We start from the raw sequence: 26,900 nt of genomic DNA on the forward strand, positions 1-26,900 counted from the left end.
CCAGACATCAATTCTTTCGATGATTCAAATCATCAAGCCGAATTTTTTATTTGTTTGTGACTTGTTCAAGATGGCGCCATCACAAATGTTTTGGATGAAAACTTCATGAACCTGAATTTCGCCTTTGCCTGCATGATCGTGGTCTCGTTCGCGATTGCGTTGGGCCACGCCTGATCAGCAGAAACCAAGGGGTTAGCGAATCAGAGGGGGTCGAGCGCCGCGGTGCTTGGGGAACGCCGGTAGAAAAGCCATAAGCCTTGCCAAACATGGTCTATAACCAGTGTCGACATGATTTGGATCAGGGAACCTTTAAGGCTCCTTCGCTAAATTGATCTCTTGAAAAAAGCCGACAAGTGACTGTCCGCTAGGAGATTCCTCGCATGAAAGCCCTGAAAATAGCCGCCAGTGATTCCGCGTTCGATTGTTTCCAGACCTCCCGAGAAGTGATTCCGCTCAATCAAACCGACTACACCGATGTCGCGGTTGCGGTGTTCTCTGTGGAGGATGTGATGGCGGGCGCCCTGGACGTCCTGCAACGTACCGGTTTCGATATCCCCATTTTTCTCGTCGCCTCCCCCGGTTCCGGCAACCGCGCCCGGGACGTCTACAAGCACCTGCAAGATGTTCTGCTTCTGGTAAATGGCATTTTTGACCCCTCGCGCAACAACGCCGAATACCATGGCAACCAATTGGAGACCGCGGCAAAAGCCTATGAAGAAAGTCTCCTGCCGCCGTTTTTCGACGCGCTCAAGCACTACACCGAATCGGCCAACGCTACGTTCGCCTGCCCGGGTCACCAGGGCGGCCAGTTTTTCCGCAAACACCCGGCTGGCCGACAGTTCTTCGACTTCTTCGGCGAGACCCTGTTTCGCGCCGACATGTGCAACGCCGACGTCAAACTCGGCGATTTGCTGATCCACGAGGGCCCGGCACTTCTGGCGCAAAAGCACGCGGCGCAGGTGTTCAACGCCGACAAGACCTACTTCGTACTCAATGGCACATCGGCCTCCAACAAAGTGGTCACCAACGCGTTGCTCACGCCTGGCGACCTGGTGCTGTTCGACCGCAACAACCATAAATCCAATCACCAGGGTGCGTTGATCCAGGCGGGGGCTACCCCGGTTTACCTGGAAACCGCGCGCAACCCTTATGGTTTTATCGGCGGGATTGACGCCCATTGTTTCGAAGAAGATTACCTGCGCGAACTCATCAGCGAAGTCGCACCGGACAAGGCCCAACTGCCACGGCCGTTTCGTCTGGCGATCATTCAGCTGGGGACCTATGACGGCACCATCTACAACGCCAGGCAAGTCGTCGATCGCATCGGCAAACTGTGCGACTACATCCTGTTTGACTCGGCGTGGGTGGGCTACGAACAGTTCATCCCGATGATGAAGGATTGCTCGCCGTTGCTGCTGGATCTGCACGAGAACGACCCCGGGATCTTTGTCACTCAATCGGTGCACAAACAGCAGGCGGGGTTTTCCCAGGCGTCGCAGATCCACAAGAAAGATCGCCATATCAAGGGCCAGGCCCGTTATTGCAACCATGCGCAGCTGAACAACGCCTTCATGGCCCAAGCGTCTACCAGCCCGTTTTACCCGCTGTTCGCCTCACTGGATGTGAACGCGCGCATCCATTCCGGCCGCAGTGGCCTGCGCCTGTGGGAAGACTGTGTGAAGTTCGGCATCGACGCGCGCAAGTTGATTCTGGAAGCGTGCACCCTGGTTCGCCCCTTTGTGCCGGACACCATTGACGGTCGTCCCTGGCAGGACCATCCGACCGAAGACATCGCCAACGACATCCGGTTTTTCGAATTCCATCCGAAGGATCGCTGGCATGCCTTCAACGGTTACGCCGACAAGCAATACTTCATCGACCCCTGCAAGTTGCTGTTCACAACACCCGGCATCGACCCGATCGATGGCAGCTACACCGACTTCGGCATCCATGCCGGCATCCTCGCCAACTTCCTGCGCGAGAATGGCATCGTTCCGGAAAAGTGCGACCTGAACTCGATTCTGTTCCTGCTCACCCCTGCCGAAGACTGGGCGAAGATGGCTCATCTCGCCGCACAGATCGCGCGCTTTGAACGCTTCATCAGTGATGACGCGCCGATGAGCCGGGTGTTGCCGGCCATCTATGCGCAGCATCAGGAGCGCTATCGCAACTACACCATTCGCCAACTCTGCCAGGAGATGCACGACCTCTACCGCACCCACAACGTCCAGCAATTGCAGAAGGCAATGTTCCGCAAGGAACACTTCCCGAAAAAGGCGATGAACCCGCAGGCCGCACAGTTCGAATTCATCCGTGGCAACGTCGAACTGGTGGCGCTGGCAGACGCCGAGGGTCGCATCGCTGCCGAAGGTGCGCTTCCCTATCCACCCGGCGTGCTCTGCGTGGTGTCCGGGGAAATATGGGGCGGTGCGGTGCTTAAATACTTCCTGGCGCTGGAGGAAGGTATCAACTCTCTTCCTGGCTTCACGCCGGAACTCCAGGGCGTGTACTTGAAACAGGAAGGTGATCGCATTCGAGCCTATGGGTACGTGATCAAGACGTGAGTCTTCACACCGCGCCCACAATAAATGCTCGCAGCCATTGATGCTCCGGATCGCGATGGCAGCGCTCCGGCCAGAGCATGCTCATCTCGTAACCCGGCACCTCCAACGGCGGCTCGACCACCGCCAGCCCGCTTGCGTCACGAACCAGCCGTGCGGGCAGCGTCGCCACCAGGTCCGTGCTCTCCAGCACCGAGCGGATAAACAGGAAGTGCGGAACCGACAGCACGACCCGGCGCGTCAGCCCGACTTCGGCGAGCGCCCTGTCGGTGGTGCCGTGAAAACCACCGCCATCCGGCGACACGATCACATGATCGAGCTCGCAGAATTGCGCCAGCGTCGGGCGCTTTTGCAGGCGCGGATGGTCGGCACGTCCCACCAACACATAGCGCTCGGTAAACAGTGCCCGGCGATGCATACCGGGTGGCGAGTCCTCGCTGGTATGAAAGGCCAGATCGATGGCGCCCTGCTCCGCTTGTTTGGCCAGTCGTGGCGGGACTAGGTCAAACACCGCCAGGCGCGTGCCCGGTGCTGCCGAACGCAGCCCGGCCAATGCGGGCAACAGGATGGTCGACTCGCCGTAATCGGACGCCATGACCTTCCACGTCTGTTTCGCCTCGGCCGGGTTGAAAGCGTCGGCCGGCGACACCGCGCGCTCCAGTGCTTCCAGTGCCTGGCGCAGCGGTTCGCGCAATTCATCGGCGCGGGCGGTGGGCCGCATGCCCCGTGGACCCGGCAGCAACAGCGGATCACCAAAAATATCGCGCAACTTCGCCAGATGCACACTCACCGACGGTTGCGACAGATTCAGACGGTGCGCCGCGCGGGTCACGTTGTGTTCCGAAAGCAGGACATCAAGGGTCAGCAACAGGTTGATGTCCAGCCGCCGCAGATTATTCATGACAATACCTGGCATATTGGTTATTCATTTCCAATATACCGGTCAACGTCCGATCCTGCAGCCTCCAGACACCGGAGACTCAGTGATGAATGTTTTGCTCGTTTATGCCCACCCTGAACCCAAGTCCTTGAACGGCTCGCTCAAAGATTTCACCGTCGAACGGCTGAAGGCTGCCGGCCACCAGGTCCAGGTTTCAGACTTGTACGCGATGAACTGGAAAGCCTCGCTGGATGCCGATGACAGCCTTGGCCGGCCCACCGACTCGCGCTTCGATCCGTCGTTGGACTCCAAGCGTGCGTACGCAGAAGGCCTGCAACAACACGACATCGCGCGTGAACAGGAGAAGCTGATGTGGGCGGACGCGGTGATTCTGCAATTTCCCCTGTGGTGGTTTTCGATGCCGGCGATCCTCAAAGGCTGGGTGGAGCGGGTCTACGCCTATGGTTTCGCCTATGGCGTGGGGGAACATTCCGATGCGCGCTGGGGCGACCGTTACGGGGAAGGCACGCTGGCAGGCAAGCGAGCGATGCTGGTCGTGACCGCCGGCGGCTGGGAGTCTCATTACAGCCCGAGAGGCATCAACGGTCCGATCGACGATCTGCTATTCCCGATCCAGCACGGCGTGTTGTTTACCCCGGTTTCGACGTGCTGCCACCGTTCATGATCTATCGCACTGGCCGAATGGACGACGCACGCTTTTCAGCGACGTGTGACGCACTTGGGCAGCGCCTGGATGACCTTTGGACGACGCAGCCCATCGCGTTTCGTCCGCAGAATTCGGGGGCGTATGAGATTCCGCAACTGACGTTGCGCGATGAGATTGCGGCGGATGAATTCGGGTTTGCGGCTCACATTGGGGAATCAGCCCGGGGTTGAGCGTGATGGCGAGTGGATATCTGCGCGAAGCCTATTATGCTTCAGGAAACCTTGCAGCGATGCGAGGCCGTCAGCCTGTGTGCATGCTTCGCGCAATCCGTAATCCGACGACATCAGCCCCAGGGCCTGGGTGCGGCAAAAAAGTAACGAGGTACTCCGGCCTATAACAAGAACGACGGAGAAGACTCATGGCCGCAATCGACAACACTTCCACGAGCAGCGCGCCCCACCACGGGATCACCAAGGAGGAGCGCAAGGTCATTTTCGCCTCGTCCCTGGGCACCGTGTTCGAGTGGTACGACTTCTACCTTTATGGGTCTCTCGCCGCGATCATCGCCAAGCACTTCTTCGCCGGCGTCAATGAGACAACGTCCTTCATCTTCGCGCTGCTCGCGTTCGCCGCGGGCTTCGCGGTACGCCCCTTCGGCGCCATTGTGTTCGGCCGACTGGGTGACATGATCGGACGCAAACACACCTTTCTCATCACCATCGTGATCATGGGTATCTCCACCGCCGTGGTGGGCTTTCTGCCCGGCTACGCGACCATCGGCGTGGCGGCGCCGATCATCCTGATCAGCCTGCGCCTGCTGCAAGGCCTGGCCCTGGGCGGTGAGTACGGCGGCGCGGCGACCTACGTGGCGGAACATGCACCGAAAGGCAAACGCGGCTACTTCACCTCGTGGATTCAAACCACCGCGACCCTTGGGCTGTTCCTTTCGCTGCTGGTGATCCTCGCCTGCCGCACGATCCTCGGCACCGAAGCTTTCGAGGCCTGGGGCTGGCGGATTCCGTTCCTGCTGTCGATCCTGCTGCTGATCGTCTCGGTGTACATCCGCCTGCAACTCAGCGAGTCGCCGGTGTTCTTGAAGATGAAAGCCGAAGGCAAGTCCTCCAAGGCGCCGCTGACCGAATCCTTCGCCCGCTGGGACAACCTCAAAATCGTGATCATGGCCCTGCTCGGCGGCACTGCCGGCCAGGCCGTCGTCTGGTACACCGGGCAGTTCTATGCGCTGTTCTTCCTGCTGCAGACACTGAAGATCGACCCGCAGACTGCCAACCTGTTGATTGCCGGCTCTTTGCTGATCGGCACGCCGTTCTTCGTCATATTCGGCAGCCTGTCCGACCGCATCGGGCGCAAGGGGATCATCATGGCCGGCTGCATCCTGGCGGCAGTGACCTACTTCCCGATCTTCCATGCGTTGACCCAATACGGTAACCCCGACGTGTTCATCGCGCAGGAGAAGAACCCGGTCACGGTGGTCGCCGATTCCGGCCAGTGTTCATTCCAGTTCGACCCGGTGGGCAAGGCCAAATTCACCAGCTCCTGCGACCTCGCCAAGACTGTGTTGGCAAAGCGGGCCATTCCCTACAAGAACGAGAAAGCCGAACCTGGCGCCGTCGCGCAGGTGCGCATCGGCGACAAGGTGATTTCGAGCTTCGAGGGCACCGGCATGCCGGGCGCCGACTTCAAGGTCAAGAACGACGCCTTCACCGCCACCCTCGGCACCGCGCTCAAGGACGCCGGCTACCCCGAGAAAGCCGACCCGGCCAAGACCAACTACCCGATGGTGCTGCTGCTCCTGACCATCCTGGTGATCTACGTGACCATGGTCTACGGCCCGATCGCCGCCTGGCTGGTGGAACTGTTCCCGGCGCGCATCCGCTACACCTCGATGTCGCTGCCCTACCACATCGGCAACGGCTGGTTCGGCGGCTTTCTGCCCACGGTGGCGTTCGCCATGGTCGCGGCCACGGGTGATATCTACTACGGGCTGTGGTACCCGATTGTCATCGCTGTGATGACGGCCATTCTTGGCACGTTCTTCCTGCCGGAAACCAAGGATCGGGAAATTCATCACACCTAAGCTTGGCACCTGCCCTCTCCTGCCAGGGAGAGGGCAAAGGCCAACGCAGACCATTCGAGCGATTCGCGAGTTCATTGCGCAGTAATCTCGGTTACTTGCGCTGCTACACAGTACGGGGCGCAATTGATCTATTTGTTCAGCTCGTCAGGAACGCAACACGCCAATCGCCCGCCGATACTTTTCAATGCGTTCCAGGTCTTCCCACGACGGCTGCGCGATCCGCGACAAGTCGCTGTTCTCTTCCAGGTCCGCCAGTTTCACCACCCGCCCAATCGGGTTCTGCGCCGCGCGTTCGACGAACACTTCGTAGGACTCACCCGGCACTTTGGTGACCGATTCGATGGCTGTCAGAACGGCTTCGCTGAAGCCTTCCTTGCGCAGGTCATCAAGGCTGATGCCGCAGTCCTCGACCACGTCATGCAGCACCGCGACGATGCGTTCTTCCAGCGTCGTGACCCGCAACATGACTTTCAGCGGATGCAGGATGTAAGGACTACCGCCCTTGTCGACCTGGCCCTCGTGCGCGGTGGCGGCGATGGCAATGGCGCGTTCCAGTGTTTGAGTCATCTCGCAGCTCCCAGGCTTGAATGCCTTAGCGGTCGTTGGATTAGAGCAACACAATGCCGTCCTCAAGCGCTGAGGCGACAATATCTTGAGCAGGCACGTTGATCCAGGTTGCAGCATCGATTTCGCCCACTGACGCAAGCCAGCGCCCAACCATCTGATAACCGAGCGTATAACCAAACCATTTCGGGTGCGTACCAACACCGAAAAACCACTCGGCGTGATTGTAGTGCGTGGACTCAAGGGTCTTCAGGTCTACCGGGGAGCGAAGCAGATCGGCGTCGGTAACGGCACACTCCCAAGGCTCTGGGTCGTTGCCGAGCAAATGCCGGACAAACTGTCCGGCAAGTCCCTCGCTGACCAAGGCTTCACCTAACGTCCAGCCGTAGCCAGGCCCCGCCATGCGCAAGCAATGATGAACCTCATGGACGATTTGTCGATGCAGCGTTCCCGTGCGCAGGCTTGGCAACAAATTAGGGTTGTCCGGGTCGATGGTCATCGCGAACATGGTGCTTCGATAAGCTCGCCCCACGAGGCCCATTTCAGGAATGGTCTCGCCAGGGAGCCGCTGGATCAACACATCAAGTCGCGGAGGCGTAATCAGACGGGAGATCGTCTTGTAAGCAGCGTCAAATTCGCCGATCAGATCGGAGCGAAGTTCGCCAAGGCTCCCCGAGGCTTCCAGCCAATGCAGTGTCCATGCGTCCATTCTTACCTCTGAAAAACTGTCACGAAGCCTAAAAACTCAGCCCAACAGATGCTGTGAGATGAGTTTGGAAATCTCGACCATCGACGTCCTCCCAGTGAATTCAAACTTCACTCTGCCCAGCGCCGAGAAGTAGATTTCCAGCTCAGAATCCAGGTCGAAGGTGCCCGAGGTTTCCACGGAGTAAGCCACGATGTTTTTGTAAGGCAACGAAGTGAAGTCTTTTTTGCTGCCGGTGATGCCTTGGACGTTCACCGCGATGATTCGTTTATTGGTAAACACCACGCCGTCGCGCATGGATTTATAGGCATCAATGACCTGCTCGCCGTCCAGCAGCAGCGCGGTGACTCGCTCCGCGTACTCGTTGTTTTGCTTGAGTTTGAAAAAGCCTTTGTTGTTGAAATCGATCATCCGCCATCCCCTTCCTTAAAGAGTGTTCCCTGGATTGCCAGCACGTGGCGCGGCGAGCATACCATCGGGCCTGCGCTTTTTGCGCCCCTCCCGCAGCGGATCTGAAAAACCAATGGAACCCCGCGCCTCATCGCGTTTTCGAAACCCTATCAGCGCTGATCTTTGAGCAAACAAGGCGCCATTGGAGAGAAAATCCCGATGAACAGTAGACTGCTGTTTCTGCTTGCCAGCCTGAGCCCCACCCTGGTCATGGCTGAAGGCTGTGATGTGCTGACTCGCTCCCAAAGCCCTTCCGTGCCGGTGGTCGAAACGCATAGCTGCTATGAGTACGAAGGCATGCCGGTGAGCTCCATCGATTGGTCATGCAGCAACGAGAGCAAAGATATGCTGACCAGCACCAAGAAAAAAGTCGAACAGTGCGCCGATCATTCTCAGGCCACTTGCATCGCCACGTTGACGCAAGAATCGCTGGCCAATCCTCACTCCACCAGCAAGGACAAGAGCAGCACATCGCTGAGTATTCCGAACAATGCTCAGGTCACTACGTATTACTACGGTGCTGAGCATTTGAGTCAGGCGAAAATTGATTGCGAGTCGGGCGGTGGTCACTGGAAAGCGCAGTAGCCACTCAAGTACGCAAAAGCCCCTTCACCATCGGAATGCAAGCGAGTTGCAGACCAGAGGGTGAATGGTAAATAGCCGTCTGCTCACCGACGAAACCGCATCGCCGGTAGAAGTGAGCAGCGTTCAACGTAGCGTCCAGATTAACGTCCTCCAGACCCAGATCCCGCGCCAGGCATTCAAGGTAATCCAGAATGCGCTGGCCAATGCCCCGCTGCATAAAGCCAGGCAGGACAAAGATCGCGCCGATTTCACGCCTCTCCAGATCAAGCATGCCTGTTGCCACGGGTTCGCCCTGAATACACCCCAGATAAAAGTGTTTTTCCATCAGGTCGCAATATCCGTCCTCGGCTGCCCCTGCCGTCCAGACATCCATTTGCTGCAGGGTATAGGCGCCGATGCATTGATGCCGTATCGCTTGACGGCGAATGTCGAATGCCGCCCGGCAATCGCCGTGATGGGCGCGTTTGATCTCTAACATTTCAATCTCCGTTAGCCATCGGCGGACGGAGAACTAAAAAGCCCCGTCCATTTCTGGCGGGGCCTTGGTTAATACGTCAGGTTCCAAGCACGCATGACCTCATGGCCCGCCGGAAGCGGTCATGGAGGAATACATCATGTACGTGCGAGGTGTGTAGGTCATGGGCAGATAGTGTTGTTGGAGAAGTGGGTTGTCAATCTTGTGCCCCAAACTGCGCTGGTTAACCCTTAACAGCCGCTTCAATCCCAGCGATGTCGATCTTTCCCATCTCCATCATGGCGTCGAACGCGCGCTTGGCCGCTGCTTGATCAGGATTGGTTATCGCGGCGGTCAGAACGCGTGGTGTGATCTGCCATGACACTCCCCACTTGTCCTGGCACCAGCCGCATACGTTTTCCTGGCCGCCATTTCCGACAATCGCGTTCCACAAGCGATCCGTTTCGGCTTGGTCGTCGGTCGCCACCTGGAACGAAAAAGCCTGGTTGTGCTTGATCGCCGAGCCCCCATTCAGTCCGAGGCAAGGGATGCCCATCACCGTGAACTCGACCGTCAGGACATCGCCCTGCTTGCCCGCCGGATAGTCGCCAGGCGCGCGAAGGATGGCTCCCACCTCGCTGTCCGGGAACGTTTCGGCGTAGAACGTCGCAGCGTCCAACGCAGTGCCGTCGTACCAGAGGCAAATCGTGTTTTTGCTGATCATCTTGGTTCTCCAGAATCGGAACGGGTCCGTGCATTTTAGCAGCGCATTCAGCGGGGCGGCTTTGGCAACTGGCGTCACCCTGGTCTGCCAACTTCAGTAGCTGCTCCGCATCGGAGGCGATAACATCCCGGCCTCGCATGGAGTGTGCGAACACCTACTCAAAGGATGAACACATGAGCCGCACCGACCACATCTGCCTGATGGCGACCTATAACCAATGGATGAACGCAAAGATCTATGGGGCAACCAGGTGCTTGTCCGATGATGAGCTCTCAGCCGATAGGAAAGCGTTCTTCAAGTCTATTCTCGGGACGCTAAACCACGTGGCAATCGGAGACACTGTGTGGCTAAAGCGATTCGCCAAGCATCCAGCGGACCACTCGGCACTGGCGCCGGTGAGGCAACTTTGCGATCCGGAAAGCCTCGACCAATTGTTGTTCTCTACTGTTCCAGAGCTCTCAGTGCATCGAGAGAGACTCGATCAGATAATCGTCGAATGGGCTCACTCTATTACAGAGTCCGATCTAGACCACGCTCTTCATTACGCCAGCATGAACGGTGTAGTGTCCGATAAGAATTTTTACAGCCTTGTCATGCATTTTTTTAACCACCAAACCCATCACCGTGGCCAGGTTACTACGCTGCTTTCACAGGCTGGTATTGATGTAGTTGATACAGATTTAGTCTTTCTCATTCCATCCCGATCCTGCATATAAAAGCGACAGCTCTGGTTGTTCCTGACAGTCGTTGTCCGGTACTGCCCCTTCAGTCCGGGAACTCTTTTCGTGCACCTTGAAGGTAGAAAACCCCAAGCAATCACCTAAGCTCTAAGGGGAGATTTTGCGCTGCTACAAATTGATAGCACCACACTATGGAACACGCTCCATCAATGCGATTTCCATGGATTGCCGATGCCAAGAAGGTCGCCATCCACCCCAAAAGGAGCCACCCATGTTCAAGCCCGGTCACCTGAACCGTACCAATGCTCCTGGCACTCCCGGAGTCCCGGAATACAACATTGATGTCTTCTATGAAGTCCGCCGCGACCCCAAGGAAGGCATGCTGATGCACTTCAAGATGGACGGAGCGGTATCAGGTAAAAGCTTCACTGAAGAATTCGATATGCACCGCGACACGGCCTTCAACTTCGCCAGCCGCGTGGCAAAGGCTGCGGCCAAGCATGGAGTGCCCGCCAATGCCAGTCTCATCATGCGCGGGCACACAGAATACGACGCGATGTTCGAGGATATTCGCGACAAACTCGGCGTCAAACCGGGCGATCCAGTCAATCTGGATAACGCTGAGAAAGACCGTCGCTGAGTGACGCCAATGCCACTCAGCGCGCCTCGTCCACCGGATGGATCACGAGGTAGCTGTCGACGGCATCGTCTATGGTTGGAAAGAACGCCGATTCGCCAAGCCGTGCGAACAGCCCGAATCGCTTCAGCTTGTCCTTGACCGGGTCCTTCATCTCGGCCACGCACAACTTGATGCCCGCCGCGTGCAAGGTGTCGTCCAGTTCAGCCAGCATGTCGGCGGAGGTCACGTCCACACTGGTGACGGGTTCCGCCGCAACGACCAACCAGCGCACGGGCGTAGGCGACGACGCCACGGCGTCGAGCACTCGCTCATTGAACAGTTCGGCGTTGGCGAAAAACAACGGCGCATCCCAGCGAAACAGCACCAGGCCGGGGATAAGGCTCGCGTCGGGATAACGCTGGATGTCGTGGTAACCCTTGACCCCCTTGGCTTGCCCCAGCACCGCGGAATACGGCCGCCAGCCATCCCACAGAAATTCGATGACGGCGATCACGATGGCCAGCCCAATGCCCTCGATCGCACCGAACACGGCCACACCGACGGTGCAGACGATCGACAACCAGAACTCCCAGCGCTGGATGCGATAAATGCGCCGCAGGTCGGCGACTTCAATCAGGCCGATGGCCGACGCGATCACGACCGCTGCCAGTGCGCTGCTGGGCAAACTCTGCAACAGGTTCGGCGCCACCAGCAACAGCAGGGCAACGGCCAACGCGCCGACAACCCCGGTCAACTGGGTTTTGGCGCCGGCGGCTTCGGCCACGGGGGTACGCGAAGAACTGCTACTGACCGGAAAGCCCTGGAAAAATCCAGCCGCCAGATTGGCAAAACCGAGCCCTGCCATCTCTTGGTTCGGATCGACGAAGGTACGGGTCCGTGCCGCATAGACACGAGAGAGCACGCTGGTGTCGGCGAACGACACCAGGGCCACGGCAAAACCGCCGATGAGCACGGGGACAATATCGGCCTGGGTGATCCAGGGGATGGCGAACGCGGGTAAACCTTGTGGAAGAGCACCGAGGACCGACACTCCCGCGCGCGCGGCAAGGTCCAGCACACCGACGGCGACGGTTGCACCTGCCACTGCGATCAAGATGCTCGGCACACGCTTGTTGCCTTTGAGCAGCAGGATCACGACCAAGGTGGCGGCGCCGATCATGAACGCGGTCCAGTTGGTTTTTCCATCCATCACCCCTGAGACAATGGCCCATATGTTTCTCAGCGGGCCGTGGGACTCAATCGAAAAACCGAATACTTTGGGTAATTGACTGATCAATACGGTCAGCGCGATGCCGTTCATGTACCCGTAGCGGATCGGCTTGGACAGCAACTCCGTAATGAAGCCCAAACGCATGATGCCCGCCAGGATGCACACGACGCCTGAAACGATCGCCATCATGCCCGCAAGGGCGACGGCGCGATGTGGGTCGCCGCCCGACAGCGGCAAGACGACAGCGAGGATAACGGCGGCCAGTGAGGAATCCGGGCCCAGCACCAGAATCCGGCTAGGCCCGAACAATGCGTAAGCGAGTAGCGGAACGATGGTCGCGTAGAGGCCATAGATGCCGGGTACGCCCGATGCCACGGCGTAGGCGATGCCGACGGGGACCAACATCGTGGTGAGCACCAGCCCGGCCATGATGTCGTGACGCAACCAGGCAATCTGGTACCCGCGCAGCGTGCGAAGTCCAGGGAGCCAGCGGCCCCAGCCGGTATCGTCGCCGGTATCCCGGCGTGCAATCCGGCCCGGTTCCGGGACGGGAGGCGAAGCATCCGAATCGCTCATAGAACTGTGGCCTTTAGGTGTACAGCGCAGATTCGCTTACACGTGCCCGTCAGAACTTTTCGGGCACTCGCCGGTGCGGATAATCCGGGTCGCGATAGCCGCCTGGCTTCTGCCGCTTGGGCAATATCACCTTCTCGTGTTCGACTTCCTTGTACGGGATGCGGCTGAGTAAATCGGTGATGATGTTAAGGCGGGCCCGCCGCTTGTCGTTCGAGTTGGCCACCAGCCATGGGGCATGATCGGTGTCAGTCGCCTTGAACATGTCGTCACGTGCACGTGAATAGTCATACCAGCGGCTGTATGACTTGAGGTCCATGGGGGTCAGTTTCCAGGTTTTTCGTCCATCCTTGATGCGCTCCTCAAGCCGGCGGGTCTGCTCCTCTTCGCTGACTTCCAGCCAGTATTTGAGCAGGATCACGCCCGAGTCGACGATTGCACGCTCCACGAGCGGCGTTGTCTTCAGGAAATTGGCAACCTGCTCTTTGGTGCAGAACCCCATCACCCGCTCGACGCCCGCCCGGTTGTACCAACTGCGATCGAAGATCACCACTTCACCCGCCGCGGGCAGGTACGGCAGGTAACGCTGGACATACATCTGGCTTTTCTCTCGATCACTCGGCGCCGTTAGCGCTACCACCCGAAAGACACGCGGGCTGACGCGCTCGGTGATCGCCTTGATCGTCCCTCCCTTGCCAGCGCCATCTCGCCCCTCGAAGACGATGCAGAGCTTGATGCCCTTGGCTTTTACCCACTCCTGTAACTTGACCAGTTCGACGTGCAGGGTGCGCAGTTGCTCAAGGTAATCCTTGCTCTTCAGCTTCGGGTTTTCAGCAGATTTATTCTTAGGGGCTTTCTTCTTGTCCTTTGCCATGACCAAGACCTCATAGATGCCAGTCGCCAGTAGGTAACCAGCGTAGGTTGCTATCTGCTCATCCGCCGAGCGCGATGATCGCGGTGATTAAAACGGCCCCGGTGACGGCCGTCACAAGACCGCCTTGCCACGGTTTTGCGCCGGCGTACTTCGAAAGCATCCAACCGGCGATGAACAGCACCCCGAGCCCGACCAGGTTAGACAGGCGTACCGCGAGCGCTGTCTGATCAAGTAGCAGAAACGGCACGACAAGCGGGAATGTCGAGAACACCACCAACAGGAAAACGCCGACAGCGCCCCTGAAATCATCCCAACCGAGGCGCGGCTGTACCGGCATGGATGAATAATCGACCAGGCGGCGACGCAACGATTCCAGTTCTTCAGGGCCGGCCGCTGCTGCGAGACGCGGGGGTAACGCCTCGGCAATGAGCGCTTGCCCGGCGGCTGCATCCGTCGCGCCGAGCAGGTTGGTGCGAAGCGTACGGTTGCGCGTGCGCTCGATCAGGGTTCGCAGTAAATACATCACGGCGTCCGCGAGTCCCCAGGCGAGGTTGCAACCCAGCGCGGCGATCATCATCGTGCGCTCCGCCTCCTGGCCAGACGTGGCCACGCTGATCGTCCCAGTGAAGGTCATTGCCATCAGCAGGCCAAAGATGACCTCCGTGACACGATCGACCGGATCAAGTACACGGGCCCGCTTTTGCTCTCCAGTGCTTTGCATGCGCTCATCCTCGCCACGGCTGCGTCAGCGTGGTCCTGGTTTTCAGCCGTGCCAGGCTGGCCAAGACCCAGCATCCGCAAGCACACCGAACAGCTTAGTTCAGACTTGACCTGTCACCACGCAATGCATCGACAACGACTAAGCTTTTTCGATTGAGCCTTGTTTCCCAAGGAGATCTCCATGAGCGCCGCACCCCTGTCCGAACTCGATGCCGCCCTGCCCGGTCTGGCCCGCAAGATCCGCGTGCTGGAGGCCCTGGCCTGGCCGGATGGGGTCGAAGAAGCATTCCTGACACGTTGGCGCACCGGGCAGGCAGAACTGCCCAGGGTTGAACTGCGCCCGCGCGACCACAGCACCGACATCGCCGCCCTCGAAGCCTTTATCGGCCGCTGCGATGAGGGCCATCCGGCCGGGCGCCACCTCGCCATGACGGCGCGCAGCTATGCCACGGCGGGACACATGCTCGGTGCCATTGGCACACCCGCCTTTACGCAGTATTCGTCAGCGCTGTACCGGCGCCCGGACTTCTACTATTCGCGCCTGAAACTGAGCATGCTGGACGCGGCCCAATTCTTCCTCAAGACCACCGACGCCCTTCTGGGCGGTGCGCGGATTCCACCGTGCCCGGCAGAAATCCCGGCCGAGGTCTTCGCCGCCTGGATGCAACCGGAACTCGACCGCTTCTTCGGACCGGGCCGGATCACCGTCGTGCTCGATCCGACCCTGGCCGCCAAGGCCATCGCCGGGGCCAGTCGCATCCGCCTGCGGGCCAGCGCCCTGTTCTCGGAACTGGACAAGAACCAGCTGTTGCAACATGAGGCCTTCGTGCATGTCGCCACGGCACAAAACGGCGCGCTGCAACCCAACCTCAAAAGCCTGGGCCTGGGGGCGCCCCGCACGACCCAGACCCAGGAGGGCATCGCCACCCTGGCCGAGCTGTTCACCGGCAGCATGGACATCAACCGCCTGCGCCGCCTCGCCCTGCGCGTACTCGCGGTCCAGCAGGCGCTGGATGGCGCCGATTTCATCCAGGTATTCGAAGGTTTTCTCGCGGCCGGTCAGTCGCAAGAGGAATCCTTCCGCTCGACCCAGCGGGTGTTCCGCGGCGCCGACCTGCGCGGCGGTTCGGCATTCACCAAGGATGCCGCCTACCTGACCGGTTTGCTTGGCGTGCATACCCTGTTGCGCATCGCGATCCGCGACAACCGGCCGGAACTGGTGGGCCATCTGTTCGCCGGGCGCCTCAGCCTGGGGGATACCGTGCGCCTGGCCCCGCTCTTCGAGTCCGGCTGGCTCCAGGGGCCAGTCCATGTCCCGGCCTGGGCCTCCGACCTGCGTCTGCTCGCCGCCAACCTGGCGTTCTCCGCTTTTATTTCCCGGATCAAGCTGGATGTACTCGATCTGGAGGTGCTCATGGCCTTCGCCGACGAGCATGAAGCCGATGCCAGCGCCTAGCGTTTAAAGGGTGAGCCACCGAACCAAACGCTCTGCATCAGTTATTTATACTCAAATGCCAGCTTAATAATATTTTACCGATACCAGGGTGATCCCTAGTCTTGACCCCAAGAAATGGCAGGCCGTTACCGACCTAAATCCAACTTCGAAGGGTATTGAGATGACCACTGAAAAAATAAAAACAGATACGCTGATTGTTGGCGCCGGTCAGGCTGGCGTGGCCATGAGTGAACACTTGAGCAAACTCGGCGTGCCGCACCTGGTGCTGGAGCGCAACCGTATCGCCGAGCGCTGGCGCACCGGCCGTTGGGATTCGTTGGTGGCCAACGGTCCGGCCTGGCACGACCGTTTTCCCGGTCTCGATTTCGACGACCTCAGCCCCGACGACTTTGCCCCGAAAGAGCGGGTTGCCGACTACTTCGAAGCCTACGCCAAGAAATTCAACGCCCCGATCCGCACCGGCGTGGACGTGCTGAAGGTTGAGCGCAATGTCGGTCGCCCGGGCTTCACCATTGAAACCTCCGAGGGCGTGATCGAGGCCAACCGCGTGGTGGCTGCCACCGGGCCTTTCCAGCGTCCTGTCATCCCGCCAATCGCGCCGAAAGATCAGCCATTCCTGCAGATCCACTCCGCCGACTATCGCAACCCTGCGCAGTTGCCCGAAGGCGCTGTTCTGGTGGTCGGTGCCGGTTCGTCGGGCGTGCAAATCGCCGATGAATTGCAGCGTGCCGGCAAGAAGGTTTACCTCTCGGTGGGTGCACACGATCGCCCTCCTCGCGCCTATCGCAACCGTGATTTCTGCTGGTGGTTGGGTGTGCTCGGCGAATGGGATCAGGCCGCCATGAAACCCGGCCGGGAACACGTCACCATCGCGGTGAGCGGTGCACATGGCGGCCGCACGGTGGACTTCCGTGGTCTCGCCCATCGCGGCATGACATTGGTGGGTTTGACCCAATCGTTCAACGGCGGCGTAGCGACTTTTCAACCGAACCTTGCCGAGAACCTGGCGCGCGGCGATGAGAACTATCTGGCGCTGCTCAATGCCGCCGATGCCTACATCGAACGCAACGGCCTGGACCTGCCGGAAGAGCCTGAAGCGCGCATTACCTTTTCCGATCCGGACTGCGTGACTAACCCGATTCTTCAGCTCGACCTGGCCAAGGCCGGCGTGACCTCGATCATCTGGGCCACCGGTTTTGCCACGGATTACAGCTGGCTCAAGGTTGATGCCTTCGACGACAACGGCAAGCCGGCGCATCAGCGCGGCGTGTCGAGCGAAGCTGGCGTGTATTTCCTCGGCCTGCCGTGGCAGTCCCGTCGCGGATCTTCGTTCATCTGGGGCGTTTGGCATGACGCCAAGTACGTGGCTGACCACATCGCCATCCAGCGCTCATACCTCGACTACCACGACGCCGCGCAGCGCGAGGCTGAAACCGTCCCGGTCGCCCATAAAACAACTGTCAGCGCTTGAGCCATTCTTCTTTAGGAGCTTCAAATGTCCACGCCAACCCATACCCGTATTCGCATGTTCAACACCAAGGAAACCTACCCGAACCAGAGCCTGGACAATGACCTGTGCCAGGCGGTCCGGGCCGGCAACACCGTTTATGTTCGCGGTCAGGTCGGTACCGATTTCGAAGGCAACCTGGTGGGGCTCGGTGACCCGCGAGCGCAAACCGAGCAAGCCATGCGCAACGTCAAGCAGTTGCTGGAAGAAGCCGGTAGCGACCTTAGCCACATCGTTAAAACCACTACCTACCTGATCGACCCGCGGTATCGCGAGCCGGTGTATCAGGAAGTGGGCAAGTGGCTTAAAGGCGTGTTTCCGATTTCGACCGGGTTGGTGGTGTCGGCGTTGGGGCAACCGCAGTGGTTGATGGAGATTGATGTGATTGCGGTGATTCCTGAGTAGACCGAGTCGCGGCCATCGCGAGCAAGCTCGCTCCCACATTTGATCCGCGTCGTACACAAAATCTGCGGCCACTGAAGATCCCCTGTGGGAGCGAGCTTGCTCGCGATGAGGCCCGCACAGACGCCACCTCAACCAAGGCAATACAAGGAGCAAAACCATGACCTTCTCCATCGCAGCACGTTGCCCCGAAACCGGTCAGTTCGGCATTGCGATCAGTTCCTCCAGCATCGCCGTCGGCGCCCGTTGCCCCTGGCTGCTGCCGGGTGTCGGCGCCGTCTCCACACAAAACATCACCCTGCCATCCCTCGGCCCGGAAACCCTCGCTCTCATGGAGCAAGGCCTCACGCCTGCTGAAGCACTGGACAAGGTCCTGACCCGCAACGGCTACAGTCAATACCGCCAGATCACGGCGATTGACCACCTCGGCCAAACCGCGCACTTCAGCGGCTCGCAAACCCTGGGCAACCACAACGCCGTGTCCGGCGATCAATGCGTGGCTGCCGGCAACATGCTGGCGGACCGTGCAGTGATCGAAGCGATGGTCGAGGCATTCGAACATGGCGAAGGCCAACTGACCGACCGCTTGCTCGCTGCCATGAAAGCAGCCATCGCAGCGGGCGGTGAAGCCGGGCCGGTGCATTCGGCGGCGGTGGTGGTGGTCGGCGAATTGACCTGGCCGATCATCAACCTGCGGGTGGATTGGGCGGATCACGACCCGATCGGCCAGCTTGAGAAACTCTGGGACGCCTATCGCCCACAGGTTCAGGACTACATCGACCGCGCCCTCGCCCCCGACAAATCCCCTGGCTACGGTGTCGCCGGAGACGACCGATGAGCAACAGCCTCGATTTGCTGAAAACGTTGGTGGCGTTCGACACCACGAGCCGCGAATCAAACCTGCACCTCATCGAGTTTGTCCGCGACTACCTCGAACGCTTCGACGTGCCTTGCGAGCTGTTCTACAACGAGCAGCGCAGCAAGGCCAATCTGTTCGCAACCTTTGGCCCGGCGGACCGGCCGGGCATCGTGCTGTCGGGGCACACCGACGTGGTGCCCGTCGATGGCCAGCCGTGGACCGTTGCACCGTTCGAACTCACCGAGCGCGACGGCAAGTTGTACGGTCGCGGTACGGCGGACATGAAAGGCTACATCGCCTGCGTGCTCGCCTTGGTTCCGTCACTGGTAAAGGCCACGCTGCGGCTGCCGGTGCACATCGCACTCTCCTACGATGAAGAAGTCGGCTGCCTCGGTGTGCGTTCGTTGCTGTCGGAATTGGAAAAGCGCCCGGTCAAACCGATGCTCTGCATCATTGGCGAACCGACCGGGCTCAAACCGGTGCTTGGCCATAAGGGCAAACTGGCGATGCGTTGCGATATTCACGGTGAAGCGTGCCATTCGGCGTACGCCCCGCTCGGGGTCAATGCGATTGAATACGCCGCCGAACTGATCGGTGAACTGGGACGGATCGGCAACCGGCTCAAAGCACCCGAGCATCACGACGCGCGATTCGATCCGCCGTTCAGCACGGTACAAACCGGTGTGATTTCCGGCGGTAAAGCCTTGAACATCGTCCCCGCCGATTGCCGTTTCGACTTCGAAATCCGCGCCCTGCCCTCGCATGATCCGAGTGAGGTTGCGCAGGAGTTGAAGGCCTACGCCGAGCAGCAGGTATTGCCGCGCATGCGTGCTGTGAGTGAACAGAGTGAGATTCGCTTCAGCGAGTTGTCGGCGTACCCCGGTTTAGCGACCGATGCGCACAGCGAAGCGGCTGAGTTGATTGCTGCATTCTCTGGCTCTCGAGAGTTCGGCACCGTGGCGTTCGGGACAGAGGGCGGTCTATTCGACGCCGCAGGCATTCCCACCGTCGTCTGCGGCCCCGGCAGCATGGATCAAGGCCACAAACCCGACGAATTCGTCAGCCTCGAGCAATTGAACGGTTGCGACGCCATGCTCCATCGAATGCTGCAATCAATCAGCGAATAGCAAAGATTTTGAACACCCCAAAATCCCCTGTGGGAGCGGGCTTGCTCGCGAAGGCGGAGTGTCAGACAACATCATTGTCGACTGACACTCCGCCTTCGCGAGCAAGCCCGCTCCCACAGGGTTTTCATCGTCCCCACTGACATACATTTTTTAGCGTCTATACCCACAAACTTACTAATTTATCTCTCACTCCCCACCGCACATCATCAACTCCAACAAGAAAAGCGTCGCCCCCGTGCAGCGCTCACCGAAGTACGTCCACGTACTCACTTTTGCCTTGGAGTCCGTCATGGTTACCGCAGCAACAACCTCCGCCCCGCTCATCGAAAAACACACCATCGGCTATGTGCCGCCCGAAGATCGCCACGGAAAAACCCGCGACCTGTTCACCCTCTGGTTCGGCGGCAACATCGCGCCGCTGCCCATCGTCACTGGCGCTCTCGGCGTGCAGATGTTCCACCTGAACCTGGTGTGGGGCATCGTCGCCATCCTCGTCGGCCACCTGGTCGGCGGCGTGCTGATGGCGCTGCACTCGGCGCAAGGCCCGCAGATGGGCATTCCACAAATGATCCAAAGCCGCGCCCAGTTCGGCTCGCTCGGCGCACTGTTGGTGGTGCTGATCGCCGGCATCATGTACATCGGCTTCTTCGCCTCCAACATCGTCCTCGCCGGCAAATCCCTGCACGGCGTGGTCGACAGCGTGCCCGTACCGGTGGGCATCGTCATCGGCGCCCTCGGTTCGGGCATCATCGGCATCATCGGCTACCGCTTCATCCACGTGCTCAACCGCATCGGCACCTGGGTGCTCGGCGCCGGCATCGTGCTGGGCTTCGGCTACATCTTCACCCACGTACAGACCGCCGACTTCCTCACCCGCGGCAGCTTCAACATCTCCGGCTGGCTCGCCACCGTCTCCCTGGCCGCGCTCTGGCAAATCGCCTTCGCACCCTACGTCTCCGACTACTCGCGCTACCTGCCCGCCAACGTGCCCGTGGCCTCAACCTTTTGGACGACTTATCTGGGCACCGTGCTCGGCTCCAGCCTCTCGTTCATCTTCGGCGCCGTCGCCGTCCTCGCCACACCCGTCGGCATGGACACCATGGACGCCGTCAAACTCGCCACCGGCTCCATCGGCCCACTGATGCTCGTGCTGTTTTTGCTCAGCGTCATCAGCCACAACGCCCTCAACCTCTACGGCGCCGTGCTGTCGCTGATCACCCTGGTCCAAACCTTCGCCTACCGCTGGATCCCCACCGCCAAAAGCCGCGCCGTCCTCTCAATCATCGTCCTCGCCGCCTGCTGCTTCGCCGCCGTCGGCGCCTCCGCCAACTTCATCGGCCACTTCGTCGACATGGTGCTGGTGCTGCTCGTCGTGCTGGTGCCGTGGACCGCGATCAACCTGATCGACTTCTACGCGATTCACAAAGGTCAGTACGACATCGGCTCGATCTTCAAGGTGGATGGCGGGATTTATGGCCGGTACAACCCGCAGGCGTTGTTGGCGTATGCGATTGGCATCGTGGTGCAGATCCCCTTCATGAACACGCCGCTGTACGTCGGCCCCATCTCCGAACACATCAACGGCGCGGACCTGTCCTGGCTGGTCGGCCTGCTGATCACCTCCCCGCTCTACTACTGGCTAGCCAACCGCGACACCGCCTACAAGCGTCGGTTGTCGAGTGGCAAACTCGCCACCAGTCTGTAATTGGAACCCAATCCCCTGTGGGAGCGAGCCTGCTCGCGAAGAGGTCCTGACAGTCAACACGCATATCGACTGTCACACCTTTCGCGAGCAATCCCGTTTTCGCTTTACCCGCCATCCCCACAAAACCCCGAAATTTAATGAACCCCGTCCACACCCACTCACCTAACTGAATGACTATCAGGAGGGTCACCAATGCAAACCGAAACCATCTGAATCGTACTCGCCGCAATACTTGTGCTGGTCGAGTTATGGGCCATCAATAAAGTACGAAAAGCCGAAGGCAAATCCAGCAACAAACTCGTATGGATGGTGGTAATCGTGTTTGTGCCGCTATTCGGGCTGATAGCGTGGGCACTGGCGGGGCCGAAACACACCGATCACAATCCGCATACACCGCAGGCCAGACAATGACATTGGAAGCTGTGCGGTAAGGATTTTTGAACTGCACAATCGCAAAGAACAAAGCCCCGATGATTCGGGGCTTTGTTGTTTCTGACCACCCAATTTCATAAACCTGACGTCCGAAAATCGTGTAGGAATTTACCCTTTGTGGCGAGGGGATTTATCCCCGTTGGGTCACGAAGCGGCCCCAAAACCTGCACCACATTTCCCAAGGCACTCCACACGGCCCGAATCACCGCGACAAGCCCGAAAACAGTGGCATTCAGCCTTGTCACAACAAGCGCCCAACCGTCCTACAGCCCGGTTGTGAGCACAAAAATGGACGCCTATATTCGACCCGTCGCTGACCGCAGTTAGCGATAGGGTTTCGCAGCCCGCTAGATTGACACCAAAGCACCGTCAGGCATGATGCAGCCGTTTCTGGTTGCATTAGTTTTATGGCGGTTGTGCGTGGGAGACCCTCGGGTCTGCCGGGTTTTTGGTGTGGGTCTCCGGTCTGCGAACCCGCGCACAGCTGCCACCCATTTGTTTCGCAGCAGAAAGGTGGCAATTCTTCTTTTGTGAGGATTTAGCCCATGACGACCCAAAACCCGCCCCGCCGCTTCACCCCCATGTCCCAATTCGCCACCGACTACCCCGTCCTGCTCATCGACAGCGACGCCCCACTCCGCGAACTGCACAACTGCGTCAGCGAACGCCTCAGCGCCGTCCTCAAGTACCTCAACCTCATGGCCTGCACCAGCCTCCCCGACTACGCCGAAAACGACATCAACACCGTCACCAACATCGCCCGGATCATGATCCAGGATGTGAGCGATGTGTTTCGGGTGATTGAGCAGCGTGGGTTTGATGTACCAAAGAGTCAGTGATCAGAGTTGAGTCGTAAAAAAACCCGCACTGAGTAGCGGGTTTTTTTGTTTTGTTCAGTACTGTCGAGTTACCGAGAGGATTGTCTTCTTTATCAGCACAGCACGAACACAATATCGTCTCTATAAGCGCCATCCTATTTGGCAGCCAGCACTCATGTTAATATGCCATCACTTTTTTGATGAAGTACACCCGCATGGATGCCACGTCCCACCCTTTCAGCTTTTTTTCACTGCTTACCGCTGCCTTGATCCTTTCTGGATGCCAAGCGACAAAGCCCGCGTCCGCTCAAATCACAACACCTGAGGCCCAGCCGGGCTTTGCGGTTTTCAACAGTGTGATGTTCGAGACACCCGAGCCGAACTCGATCGTGCGCGAGGGAGATCGGATCACCTATGTAGTGACTTCGTCCCCAAGTCCGGAACTCCACTATCTGGCCCGTTTCGACGCCCATTGCAGCCAGCCGGATGCGCAAATGACTTACTACAGCAAAGGGAGAATGTCGCTATTCGCCGCCAACCCGCGGGGGCGTTCGGTTGAATCCTGGCAATTGCCTGCTGAACAAAAGAGCCAGTACCTGCAAAGTGCGCAGTTGAAGCAGGTGTGTGCCCAGACAACACCTCCTCAATGGCGCGTGTTCTCGGCACCCGAGCATCAGGATTGGCAGATGATCGACCGCAGCAGCCTGAAAGTAATAGGTGATGAGGTCACTTTCTGGACGGCTCGGGTACTACCCGGCGAGATGTTGGTGCCCGGCAAAAACGTCTTGTATGGGCAGGTACGCCAGCGGTGGACGGCCAACTGCGCCCTGCAACAACTGACCGCGTTAAGCCATTTCTATCTGGATACTCACAGTCGTGTGCTCGCTGGAAGCGTGCAGACAGATCTCAAAGCCATCGATCTGCAAAGCCTCGGAGTCGATGAGCGTCAGCTGGTTCAAGTGGCCTGTGGCAAACCCCAGTCGCTGGACCAGTACAAACAATTTGAAGGGCGTGAGCAGTCGCCCTTCGAAGCACCGCCCCCAGTCGTTGCCACCCCGGTGTTGAAAGCCATAGAGGCATTGAATATGCCCAAACCGGAGAAAAGCATTCAGCACCTTCGCCAGGTGTTCAAGGATAACTCCGAGCCAAGACAGTATTCAGATGACTCCGTCCTGCTCAAGGGTCGTGACTCGAAATACCTTTCTGGCGAGGCGGGCAATCAACTGACGGAGCGTTTTAAAGAGCGAGGATATCATTGGGTCAAAGCCACTTTCCGAGGCCTGATCGACTTGGCTGAAAGTAAATACAGAACTCATACAGCTGAGATAACGATCGAGACTGAGGCGCTGACGAAACTCAGCTTCGAGGGCGATTGGGCGAACATGCCGGTCGGCGCCCTCCTGCGATACACGACGCAGGATATGCAGCTTCTTTATACCAACGACGGGAAAGGTCCCAGAGCCTTGGTGCCGGTCGACGACAGATACAGCTGTGAGGTGCAGTCGCAGAAACCCGCCAGCACGTATCACCCGAGTTTGACCGGGACTGCCAAGGTACTCAGTTGCACAAGAGATGCCTACCAATACAGCACCGACATTTACGTCTACCTCGAAACGTATGGAATGTTTGTGCCGATCCAATACGTCACGCGGAACGTGCAGGGCGAATGGATGATTGAGGTGGTGGAATCTTGAGTTGCCTGGCCACTAGCAAAAACAACCGTTGAAGTGGAAGCACAATCTGCTTCCGCGTTTTCACATCAATGCCAAAACCCGACAAGGAACGCACATGAATTTCTTTAAAAAGCTTCTCGACTCACTGAGAAGCCCTGCCACCCAAAACCTCCGGGTCGAACCGCAAATCCAGGCATTCCAGAAGCTGGTTGATATCGGTGAGTTGAACGAGGCTGAAGCGTCCAATCTGGCGGCGCGACTCGCCGGCGAAGCGTGCCTGGATCGTCATTGGCACTCTGTCGGCACCGTCGAGCGGGATGTCATTGCCTATATGATCAGTCCGAGTTTCAGGGGTGGCCCTGACTGGCCCTCGACTCGTCAGGCCTATCGGGTGGTCCGCCGTGGTGACTCGATACTCCTTGCCACCGACGGCCTGTCGGATCCATTCGATGGAGTTGAAGGGATGGGCAATGGTTTCGAGATGGAGTTGTTCATGGAAACAGCTGACATACCCGAGCACGCCCGTGGCGCCCTCGGTGAGGTCGACCCATTAAAAAACAGCTGGGCATTCGAACTGTTGGAGCACGTTGCCAAAACGGTGGCCGACGCTGGAGGAGTCACCGAACGGCTCGATCAGTACGGTACGCTATCTCTCGAAATTCCCGGGTTCAGCCTGTCGCACCACATGAGCGATCAACTTCCCAAACACTTTGTGACCGAAGACGACTGTACCGGCGTTCTGCTGGGCGCGCCGGAGCCGGATTTCCCGACCCGACTGGATGACATGCCGTTATCTCCGGTCAGGTTGGTTCCGATGGTATTGATCACCGCATCGGAGCTTCAATACGTCCGAACGGGTGGGCGAGCAGCACGTGAAGATCTGGTCAGCCGTTTGAACGCCGCCGGCATCGGACATATAAGCAATCTGAATCGTGCTAGCGTTGTGTGAAAACCGAGCGGTCGCTTTCATGTGCACGAAAAAAGGTGACAGATCTATTTATTAATAGATCTGTCACCTTTTACGTTTTTAGTGAATAGTATTTCAAGTCTAGGCATGAAATGGGAATTGAACCTGAAAACACCGCCCCCCTAAGGACTCAACAAAACTCATCACAAAATACAATTTGATTAAGAACCTACCAAGCAAACATTTATCTGGAGTCAGGTACGCAATCTATTATCCAAACGTATCGTACGAGTCGGACGAAAACACTTAAAAACAGGGATGCTGGAGACTCCGGATTCTACACTTGGAGAAAACCATCAGAACCATGTTCCTCCGTGTAAATTCTTATAATTTTCACCCAAACCGCTACGGACAGAAACGCCCATGAAACCGTTGTATTTAGGCTCGCTCCTGCTTCTGATTACGGGCTGCTCCCCGATCCAGCAATACGAAATCCCTGCCAATGCCCCCCAAGCGCAAATTCGCAGTGAAATGGACGCAATGACCAACCGTCGCAACTACCTGACCCTTAGCGCAGCGCCGACCATGGCCTGCAAATATGGCAGGTCGGTACCCGTGACACCCGCTCGGGAACTATTCTCGGTCAGCGGTGGGCACCCATCGAAACCCGAAGGTTTTCGAGCCATTGAAGCGGGCAAACCGATCCACCTGATGCTGGAGGGCGGGGCCAGCGGCAACCGCAGATGCACAGTGGATTTCGTCAGTGAGTTCATGCCGGGCGCCCGCTATGTGATCAAGGGCGGCATCGCCGAAGGCCCCAATGTCATGAGCGGCTGCCAGATCAACATCGTTGATCTGGATTCCGGAGTTCGACTCTTTCAGGCTAAGCAATCACCAGCCAAAGGCTGTGCACTGGATCGGTTATCACTGCCGACGCCTTGAGCGCGCTGGCCGATTGAGCGCTGTCATCTATTCCGTTACTGTTGTTCATTGGCGCTGGAAATATACAAATATGGCGAGAAAGCCTGAAACAACTTGGGAGATGCTGAATGAGGCCATGTCCCATTTCCAGGAGCACATTCGCAACAAGAAGTTAACCTGGGAGCTTTCGCTGGTCGATCTCCTGCACGTAAGCAACTTCAAGGGTGGAAATGCTTCTATAACAGAGCCGATGGCAACGCTGCCCGCGAAGCTGAAATACTACGAAATTGCTCTAAAGGACATCGAAACAACATTTAAGAAAAAGCCTCTGAATAATCTGACAGAAGAGGAGCTGACTCAACTGACTGGTTGCTGCACAGACTTCCTCGCTTTAACAACAAAACCGAAAAGTAAAATACGAGGTCTGGGGCCGTCTTACGCTTCAGCGCTATTGGCAGCGCACTTCATAGATCTCATCCCCGTTCTGGACCGTCGGGCCCTCAACGGCGCCGGCATCAGCGTTAAAACGTATAGCAACCGCCAGGTCAAGGACATCGCTAACCACTACGCCGAACTAATCAAGGCGTTTAGAGCGGCGCTGCGACTGACGCCAGAAATGACGTTGAGAGAATTGGATAAACAATGGTTCAGTAAAAGCCTCTGAGATGTATGAACGGGAGAAGCGGCCACCCGCCGCTTCTATCATCAGG

26 protein-coding genes and 1 pseudogene are annotated in these 26,900 nt (G+C 58.4%); 18 read left to right on the forward strand and 9 right to left on the reverse strand.

The features are described from left to right. Positions 1-380 precede the first annotated feature (380 nt). A complete protein-coding gene (gene speF, locus ACYZTZ_RS14735; RefSeq protein WP_461998737.1) occupies positions 381-2,564 on the forward strand; it encodes an ornithine decarboxylase SpeF in 2,184 nt (727 codons plus the stop codon). A gap of 4 nt (positions 2,565-2,568) precedes the next feature. Here the strand turns inward: speF and ACYZTZ_RS14740 are convergent, their stop codons facing one another. Further along, on the reverse strand, positions 2,569-3,462 hold the full coding sequence (locus ACYZTZ_RS14740; RefSeq protein WP_461998738.1) for a LysR family transcriptional regulator: 894 nt from the start codon (positions 3,460-3,462) through the stop codon (positions 2,569-2,571). 85 nt (positions 3,463-3,547) lie between these two features. Between ACYZTZ_RS14740 and ACYZTZ_RS14745 the strand changes: the two are divergent. Beyond that, positions 3,548-4,338, forward strand: a pseudogene (locus ACYZTZ_RS14745) (NAD(P)H-dependent oxidoreductase). Positions 4,339-4,526: 188 nt separating this feature from the next. Continuing rightward, entirely contained in the window at positions 4,527-6,203 is a 1,677-nt protein-coding gene (locus tag ACYZTZ_RS14750; RefSeq protein ID WP_461998739.1) for an MFS transporter, read from the forward strand. A gap of 144 nt (positions 6,204-6,347) precedes the next feature. On the opposite strand, the gene ACYZTZ_RS14755 is transcribed toward ACYZTZ_RS14750, so the two are convergent. From ACYZTZ_RS14755 to ACYZTZ_RS14765, 3 genes are read right to left on the reverse strand one after another with little or no spacing between them, the layout of a single operon-like run. Continuing rightward, positions 6,348-6,770, reverse strand: coding sequence for an HD domain-containing protein (locus tag ACYZTZ_RS14755; protein WP_461998740.1), 423 nt, complete (start codon positions 6,768-6,770; stop codon positions 6,348-6,350). A gap of 40 nt (positions 6,771-6,810) precedes the next feature. Beyond that, complete coding sequence (locus tag ACYZTZ_RS14760; RefSeq protein WP_461998741.1) at positions 6,811-7,476, reverse strand: DUF2268 domain-containing putative Zn-dependent protease; 666 nt, start codon at positions 7,474-7,476, stop codon at positions 6,811-6,813. 36 nt (positions 7,477-7,512) lie between these two features. Next, positions 7,513-7,884: a PH domain-containing protein gene (locus ACYZTZ_RS14765; RefSeq protein ID WP_046049313.1), complete on the reverse strand. Its 372-nt coding sequence runs from the start codon at positions 7,882-7,884 to the stop codon at positions 7,513-7,515. A gap of 198 nt (positions 7,885-8,082) precedes the next feature. Here ACYZTZ_RS14765 and ACYZTZ_RS14770 point away from each other — a divergent pair, with 198 nt between their 5' ends. Continuing rightward, positions 8,083-8,508 carry a hypothetical protein gene (locus ACYZTZ_RS14770; RefSeq protein ID WP_461998742.1) on the forward strand — a complete coding sequence of 142 codons (426 nt, stop codon included), beginning with the start codon at positions 8,083-8,085 and terminating at the stop codon, positions 8,506-8,508. Between the two features lie 4 nt (positions 8,509-8,512). Here ACYZTZ_RS14770 and ACYZTZ_RS14775 read toward each other — a convergent pair whose 3' ends face one another. Next, the gene (locus tag ACYZTZ_RS14775) at positions 8,513-8,986 is read right to left on the reverse strand and encodes a GNAT family N-acetyltransferase (RefSeq protein WP_461998743.1); all 474 of its coding nucleotides are present in this window, start codon (positions 8,984-8,986) and stop codon (positions 8,513-8,515) included. A gap of 220 nt (positions 8,987-9,206) precedes the next feature. Continuing rightward, entirely contained in the window at positions 9,207-9,686 is a 480-nt protein-coding gene (locus ACYZTZ_RS14780; RefSeq protein WP_461998744.1) for a VOC family protein, read from the reverse strand. 173 nt (positions 9,687-9,859) lie between these two features. Between ACYZTZ_RS14780 and ACYZTZ_RS14785 the strand changes: the two genes are divergently transcribed. Both ACYZTZ_RS14785 and ACYZTZ_RS14790 read left to right on the forward strand, forming a co-directional pair. Beyond that, the gene (locus tag ACYZTZ_RS14785; protein ID WP_461998745.1) at positions 9,860-10,402 is read left to right on the forward strand and encodes a DinB family protein; all 543 of its coding nucleotides are present in this window, start codon (positions 9,860-9,862) and stop codon (positions 10,400-10,402) included. Positions 10,403-10,637: 235 nt separating this feature from the next. Next, positions 10,638-11,006, forward strand: a complete 369-nt coding sequence (locus tag ACYZTZ_RS14790; RefSeq protein WP_046049310.1) for a DUF5064 family protein — start codon at positions 10,638-10,640, stop codon at positions 11,004-11,006. A 16-nt stretch (positions 11,007-11,022) separates the two neighbouring features. On the opposite strand, the gene ACYZTZ_RS14795 is transcribed toward ACYZTZ_RS14790, so the two are convergent. The 3 genes from ACYZTZ_RS14795 to ACYZTZ_RS14805 are packed head-to-tail and all read right to left on the reverse strand — an operon-like array spanning position 11,023 to position 14,384. Next, on the reverse strand, positions 11,023-12,792 hold the full coding sequence (locus ACYZTZ_RS14795; protein WP_461998746.1) for a SulP family inorganic anion transporter: 1,770 nt from the start codon (positions 12,790-12,792) through the stop codon (positions 11,023-11,025). A 49-nt stretch (positions 12,793-12,841) separates the two neighbouring features. Next, positions 12,842-13,663: a polyphosphate kinase 2 gene (gene ppk2, locus ACYZTZ_RS14800; RefSeq protein WP_461998747.1), complete on the reverse strand. Its 822-nt coding sequence runs from the start codon at positions 13,661-13,663 to the stop codon at positions 12,842-12,844. Positions 13,664-13,721: 58 nt separating this feature from the next. Continuing rightward, positions 13,722-14,384 (reverse strand): VIT1/CCC1 transporter family protein, encoded by a 663-nt coding sequence (locus ACYZTZ_RS14805; protein WP_046049307.1) that lies wholly within the window; start codon positions 14,382-14,384, stop codon positions 13,722-13,724. 180 nt (positions 14,385-14,564) lie between these two features. Here ACYZTZ_RS14805 and ACYZTZ_RS14810 point away from each other — a divergent pair, with 180 nt between their 5' ends. The 12 genes from ACYZTZ_RS14810 (at position 14,565) to ACYZTZ_RS14865 (ending at position 26,854) form a co-directional block, all read left to right on the forward strand. After that, positions 14,565-15,839: a flavohemoglobin expression-modulating QEGLA motif protein gene (locus ACYZTZ_RS14810; RefSeq protein ID WP_461998748.1), complete on the forward strand. Its 1,275-nt coding sequence runs from the start codon at positions 14,565-14,567 to the stop codon at positions 15,837-15,839. A gap of 160 nt (positions 15,840-15,999) precedes the next feature. Then, positions 16,000-17,310 carry a flavin-containing monooxygenase gene (locus tag ACYZTZ_RS14815; protein ID WP_461998749.1) on the forward strand — a complete coding sequence of 437 codons (1,311 nt, stop codon included), beginning with the start codon at positions 16,000-16,002 and terminating at the stop codon, positions 17,308-17,310. Between the two features lie 24 nt (positions 17,311-17,334). Beyond that, positions 17,335-17,751 carry a RidA family protein gene (locus ACYZTZ_RS14820; RefSeq protein WP_008027166.1) on the forward strand — a complete coding sequence of 139 codons (417 nt, stop codon included), beginning with the start codon at positions 17,335-17,337 and terminating at the stop codon, positions 17,749-17,751. A 157-nt stretch (positions 17,752-17,908) separates the two neighbouring features. Next, positions 17,909-18,586, forward strand: a complete 678-nt coding sequence (locus ACYZTZ_RS14825) for a DUF1028 domain-containing protein (protein WP_461998750.1) — start codon at positions 17,909-17,911, stop codon at positions 18,584-18,586. Then, on the forward strand, positions 18,583-19,734 hold the full coding sequence (gene argE, locus ACYZTZ_RS14830; RefSeq protein ID WP_461998751.1) for an acetylornithine deacetylase: 1,152 nt from the start codon (positions 18,583-18,585) through the stop codon (positions 19,732-19,734). Before ACYZTZ_RS14825 ends, argE begins: the two co-directional genes overlap by 4 nt. Positions 19,735-20,023: 289 nt before the next feature. Beyond that, the gene (locus ACYZTZ_RS14835) at positions 20,024-21,439 is read left to right on the forward strand and encodes a purine-cytosine permease family protein (protein WP_461998752.1); all 1,416 of its coding nucleotides are present in this window, start codon (positions 20,024-20,026) and stop codon (positions 21,437-21,439) included. A 213-nt stretch (positions 21,440-21,652) separates the two neighbouring features. After that, positions 21,653-21,850, forward strand: a complete 198-nt coding sequence (locus tag ACYZTZ_RS14840; protein ID WP_462000677.1) for a PLD nuclease N-terminal domain-containing protein — start codon at positions 21,653-21,655, stop codon at positions 21,848-21,850. 566 nt (positions 21,851-22,416) lie between these two features. Then, on the forward strand, positions 22,417-22,710 hold the full coding sequence (locus tag ACYZTZ_RS14845) for a fructose-bisphosphate aldolase (RefSeq protein ID WP_461998753.1): 294 nt from the start codon (positions 22,417-22,419) through the stop codon (positions 22,708-22,710). Positions 22,711-22,904: 194 nt separating this feature from the next. After that, the gene (locus ACYZTZ_RS14850; protein WP_461998754.1) at positions 22,905-24,383 is read left to right on the forward strand and encodes a hypothetical protein; all 1,479 of its coding nucleotides are present in this window, start codon (positions 22,905-22,907) and stop codon (positions 24,381-24,383) included. A 94-nt stretch (positions 24,384-24,477) separates the two neighbouring features. Next, a complete protein-coding gene (locus ACYZTZ_RS14855; RefSeq protein ID WP_461998755.1) occupies positions 24,478-25,311 on the forward strand; it encodes a suppressor of fused domain protein in 834 nt (277 codons plus the stop codon). 498 nt (positions 25,312-25,809) lie between these two features. Continuing rightward, the gene (locus ACYZTZ_RS14860; protein WP_461998756.1) at positions 25,810-26,211 is read left to right on the forward strand and encodes a hypothetical protein; all 402 of its coding nucleotides are present in this window, start codon (positions 25,810-25,812) and stop codon (positions 26,209-26,211) included. A 13-nt stretch (positions 26,212-26,224) separates the two neighbouring features. Then, positions 26,225-26,854, forward strand: coding sequence for a hypothetical protein (locus ACYZTZ_RS14865; protein WP_461998758.1), 630 nt, complete (start codon positions 26,225-26,227; stop codon positions 26,852-26,854). Positions 26,855-26,900: the final 46 nt, after the last annotated feature.

The organism is Pseudomonas sp. LB3P58, from assembly GCF_054897895.1.

Bases quoted from the DNA above. Each gene is read 5' to 3' on its own strand.
- speF (WP_461998737.1), top strand. From the start codon at position 381: ATGAAAGCCCTGAAAATAGCCGCCAGTGATTCCGCGTTCGATTGTTTC.
- ACYZTZ_RS14740 (WP_461998738.1), bottom strand. From the start codon at position 3,462: ATGAATAATCTGCGGCGGCTGGACATCAACCTGTTGCTGACCCTTGAT.
- ACYZTZ_RS14750 (WP_461998739.1), top strand. From the start codon at position 4,527: ATGGCCGCAATCGACAACACTTCCACGAGCAGCGCGCCCCACCACGGG.
- ACYZTZ_RS14755 (WP_461998740.1), bottom strand. From the start codon at position 6,770: ATGACTCAAACACTGGAACGCGCCATTGCCATCGCCGCCACCGCGCAC.
- ACYZTZ_RS14760 (WP_461998741.1), bottom strand. From the start codon at position 7,476: ATGGACGCATGGACACTGCATTGGCTGGAAGCCTCGGGGAGCCTTGGC.
- ACYZTZ_RS14765 (WP_046049313.1), bottom strand. From the start codon at position 7,884: ATGATCGATTTCAACAACAAAGGCTTTTTCAAACTCAAGCAAAACAAC.
- ACYZTZ_RS14770 (WP_461998742.1), top strand. From the start codon at position 8,083: ATGAACAGTAGACTGCTGTTTCTGCTTGCCAGCCTGAGCCCCACCCTG.
- ACYZTZ_RS14775 (WP_461998743.1), bottom strand. From the start codon at position 8,986: ATGTTAGAGATCAAACGCGCCCATCACGGCGATTGCCGGGCGGCATTC.
- ACYZTZ_RS14780 (WP_461998744.1), bottom strand. From the start codon at position 9,686: ATGATCAGCAAAAACACGATTTGCCTCTGGTACGACGGCACTGCGTTG.
- ACYZTZ_RS14785 (WP_461998745.1), top strand. From the start codon at position 9,860: ATGAGCCGCACCGACCACATCTGCCTGATGGCGACCTATAACCAATGG.
- ACYZTZ_RS14790 (WP_046049310.1), top strand. From the start codon at position 10,638: ATGTTCAAGCCCGGTCACCTGAACCGTACCAATGCTCCTGGCACTCCC.
- ACYZTZ_RS14795 (WP_461998746.1), bottom strand. From the start codon at position 12,792: ATGAGCGATTCGGATGCTTCGCCTCCCGTCCCGGAACCGGGCCGGATT.
- ppk2 (WP_461998747.1), bottom strand. From the start codon at position 13,663: ATGGCAAAGGACAAGAAGAAAGCCCCTAAGAATAAATCTGCTGAAAAC.
- ACYZTZ_RS14805 (WP_046049307.1), bottom strand. From the start codon at position 14,384: ATGCAAAGCACTGGAGAGCAAAAGCGGGCCCGTGTACTTGATCCGGTC.
- ACYZTZ_RS14810 (WP_461998748.1), top strand. From the start codon at position 14,565: ATGAGCGCCGCACCCCTGTCCGAACTCGATGCCGCCCTGCCCGGTCTG.
- ACYZTZ_RS14815 (WP_461998749.1), top strand. From the start codon at position 16,000: ATGACCACTGAAAAAATAAAAACAGATACGCTGATTGTTGGCGCCGGT.
- ACYZTZ_RS14820 (WP_008027166.1), top strand. From the start codon at position 17,335: ATGTCCACGCCAACCCATACCCGTATTCGCATGTTCAACACCAAGGAA.
- ACYZTZ_RS14825 (WP_461998750.1), top strand. From the start codon at position 17,909: ATGACCTTCTCCATCGCAGCACGTTGCCCCGAAACCGGTCAGTTCGGC.
- argE (WP_461998751.1), top strand. From the start codon at position 18,583: ATGAGCAACAGCCTCGATTTGCTGAAAACGTTGGTGGCGTTCGACACC.
- ACYZTZ_RS14835 (WP_461998752.1), top strand. From the start codon at position 20,024: ATGGTTACCGCAGCAACAACCTCCGCCCCGCTCATCGAAAAACACACC.
- ACYZTZ_RS14845 (WP_461998753.1), top strand. From the start codon at position 22,417: ATGACGACCCAAAACCCGCCCCGCCGCTTCACCCCCATGTCCCAATTC.
- ACYZTZ_RS14850 (WP_461998754.1), top strand. From the start codon at position 22,905: ATGGATGCCACGTCCCACCCTTTCAGCTTTTTTTCACTGCTTACCGCT.
- ACYZTZ_RS14855 (WP_461998755.1), top strand. From the start codon at position 24,478: ATGAATTTCTTTAAAAAGCTTCTCGACTCACTGAGAAGCCCTGCCACC.
- ACYZTZ_RS14860 (WP_461998756.1), top strand. From the start codon at position 25,810: ATGACCAACCGTCGCAACTACCTGACCCTTAGCGCAGCGCCGACCATG.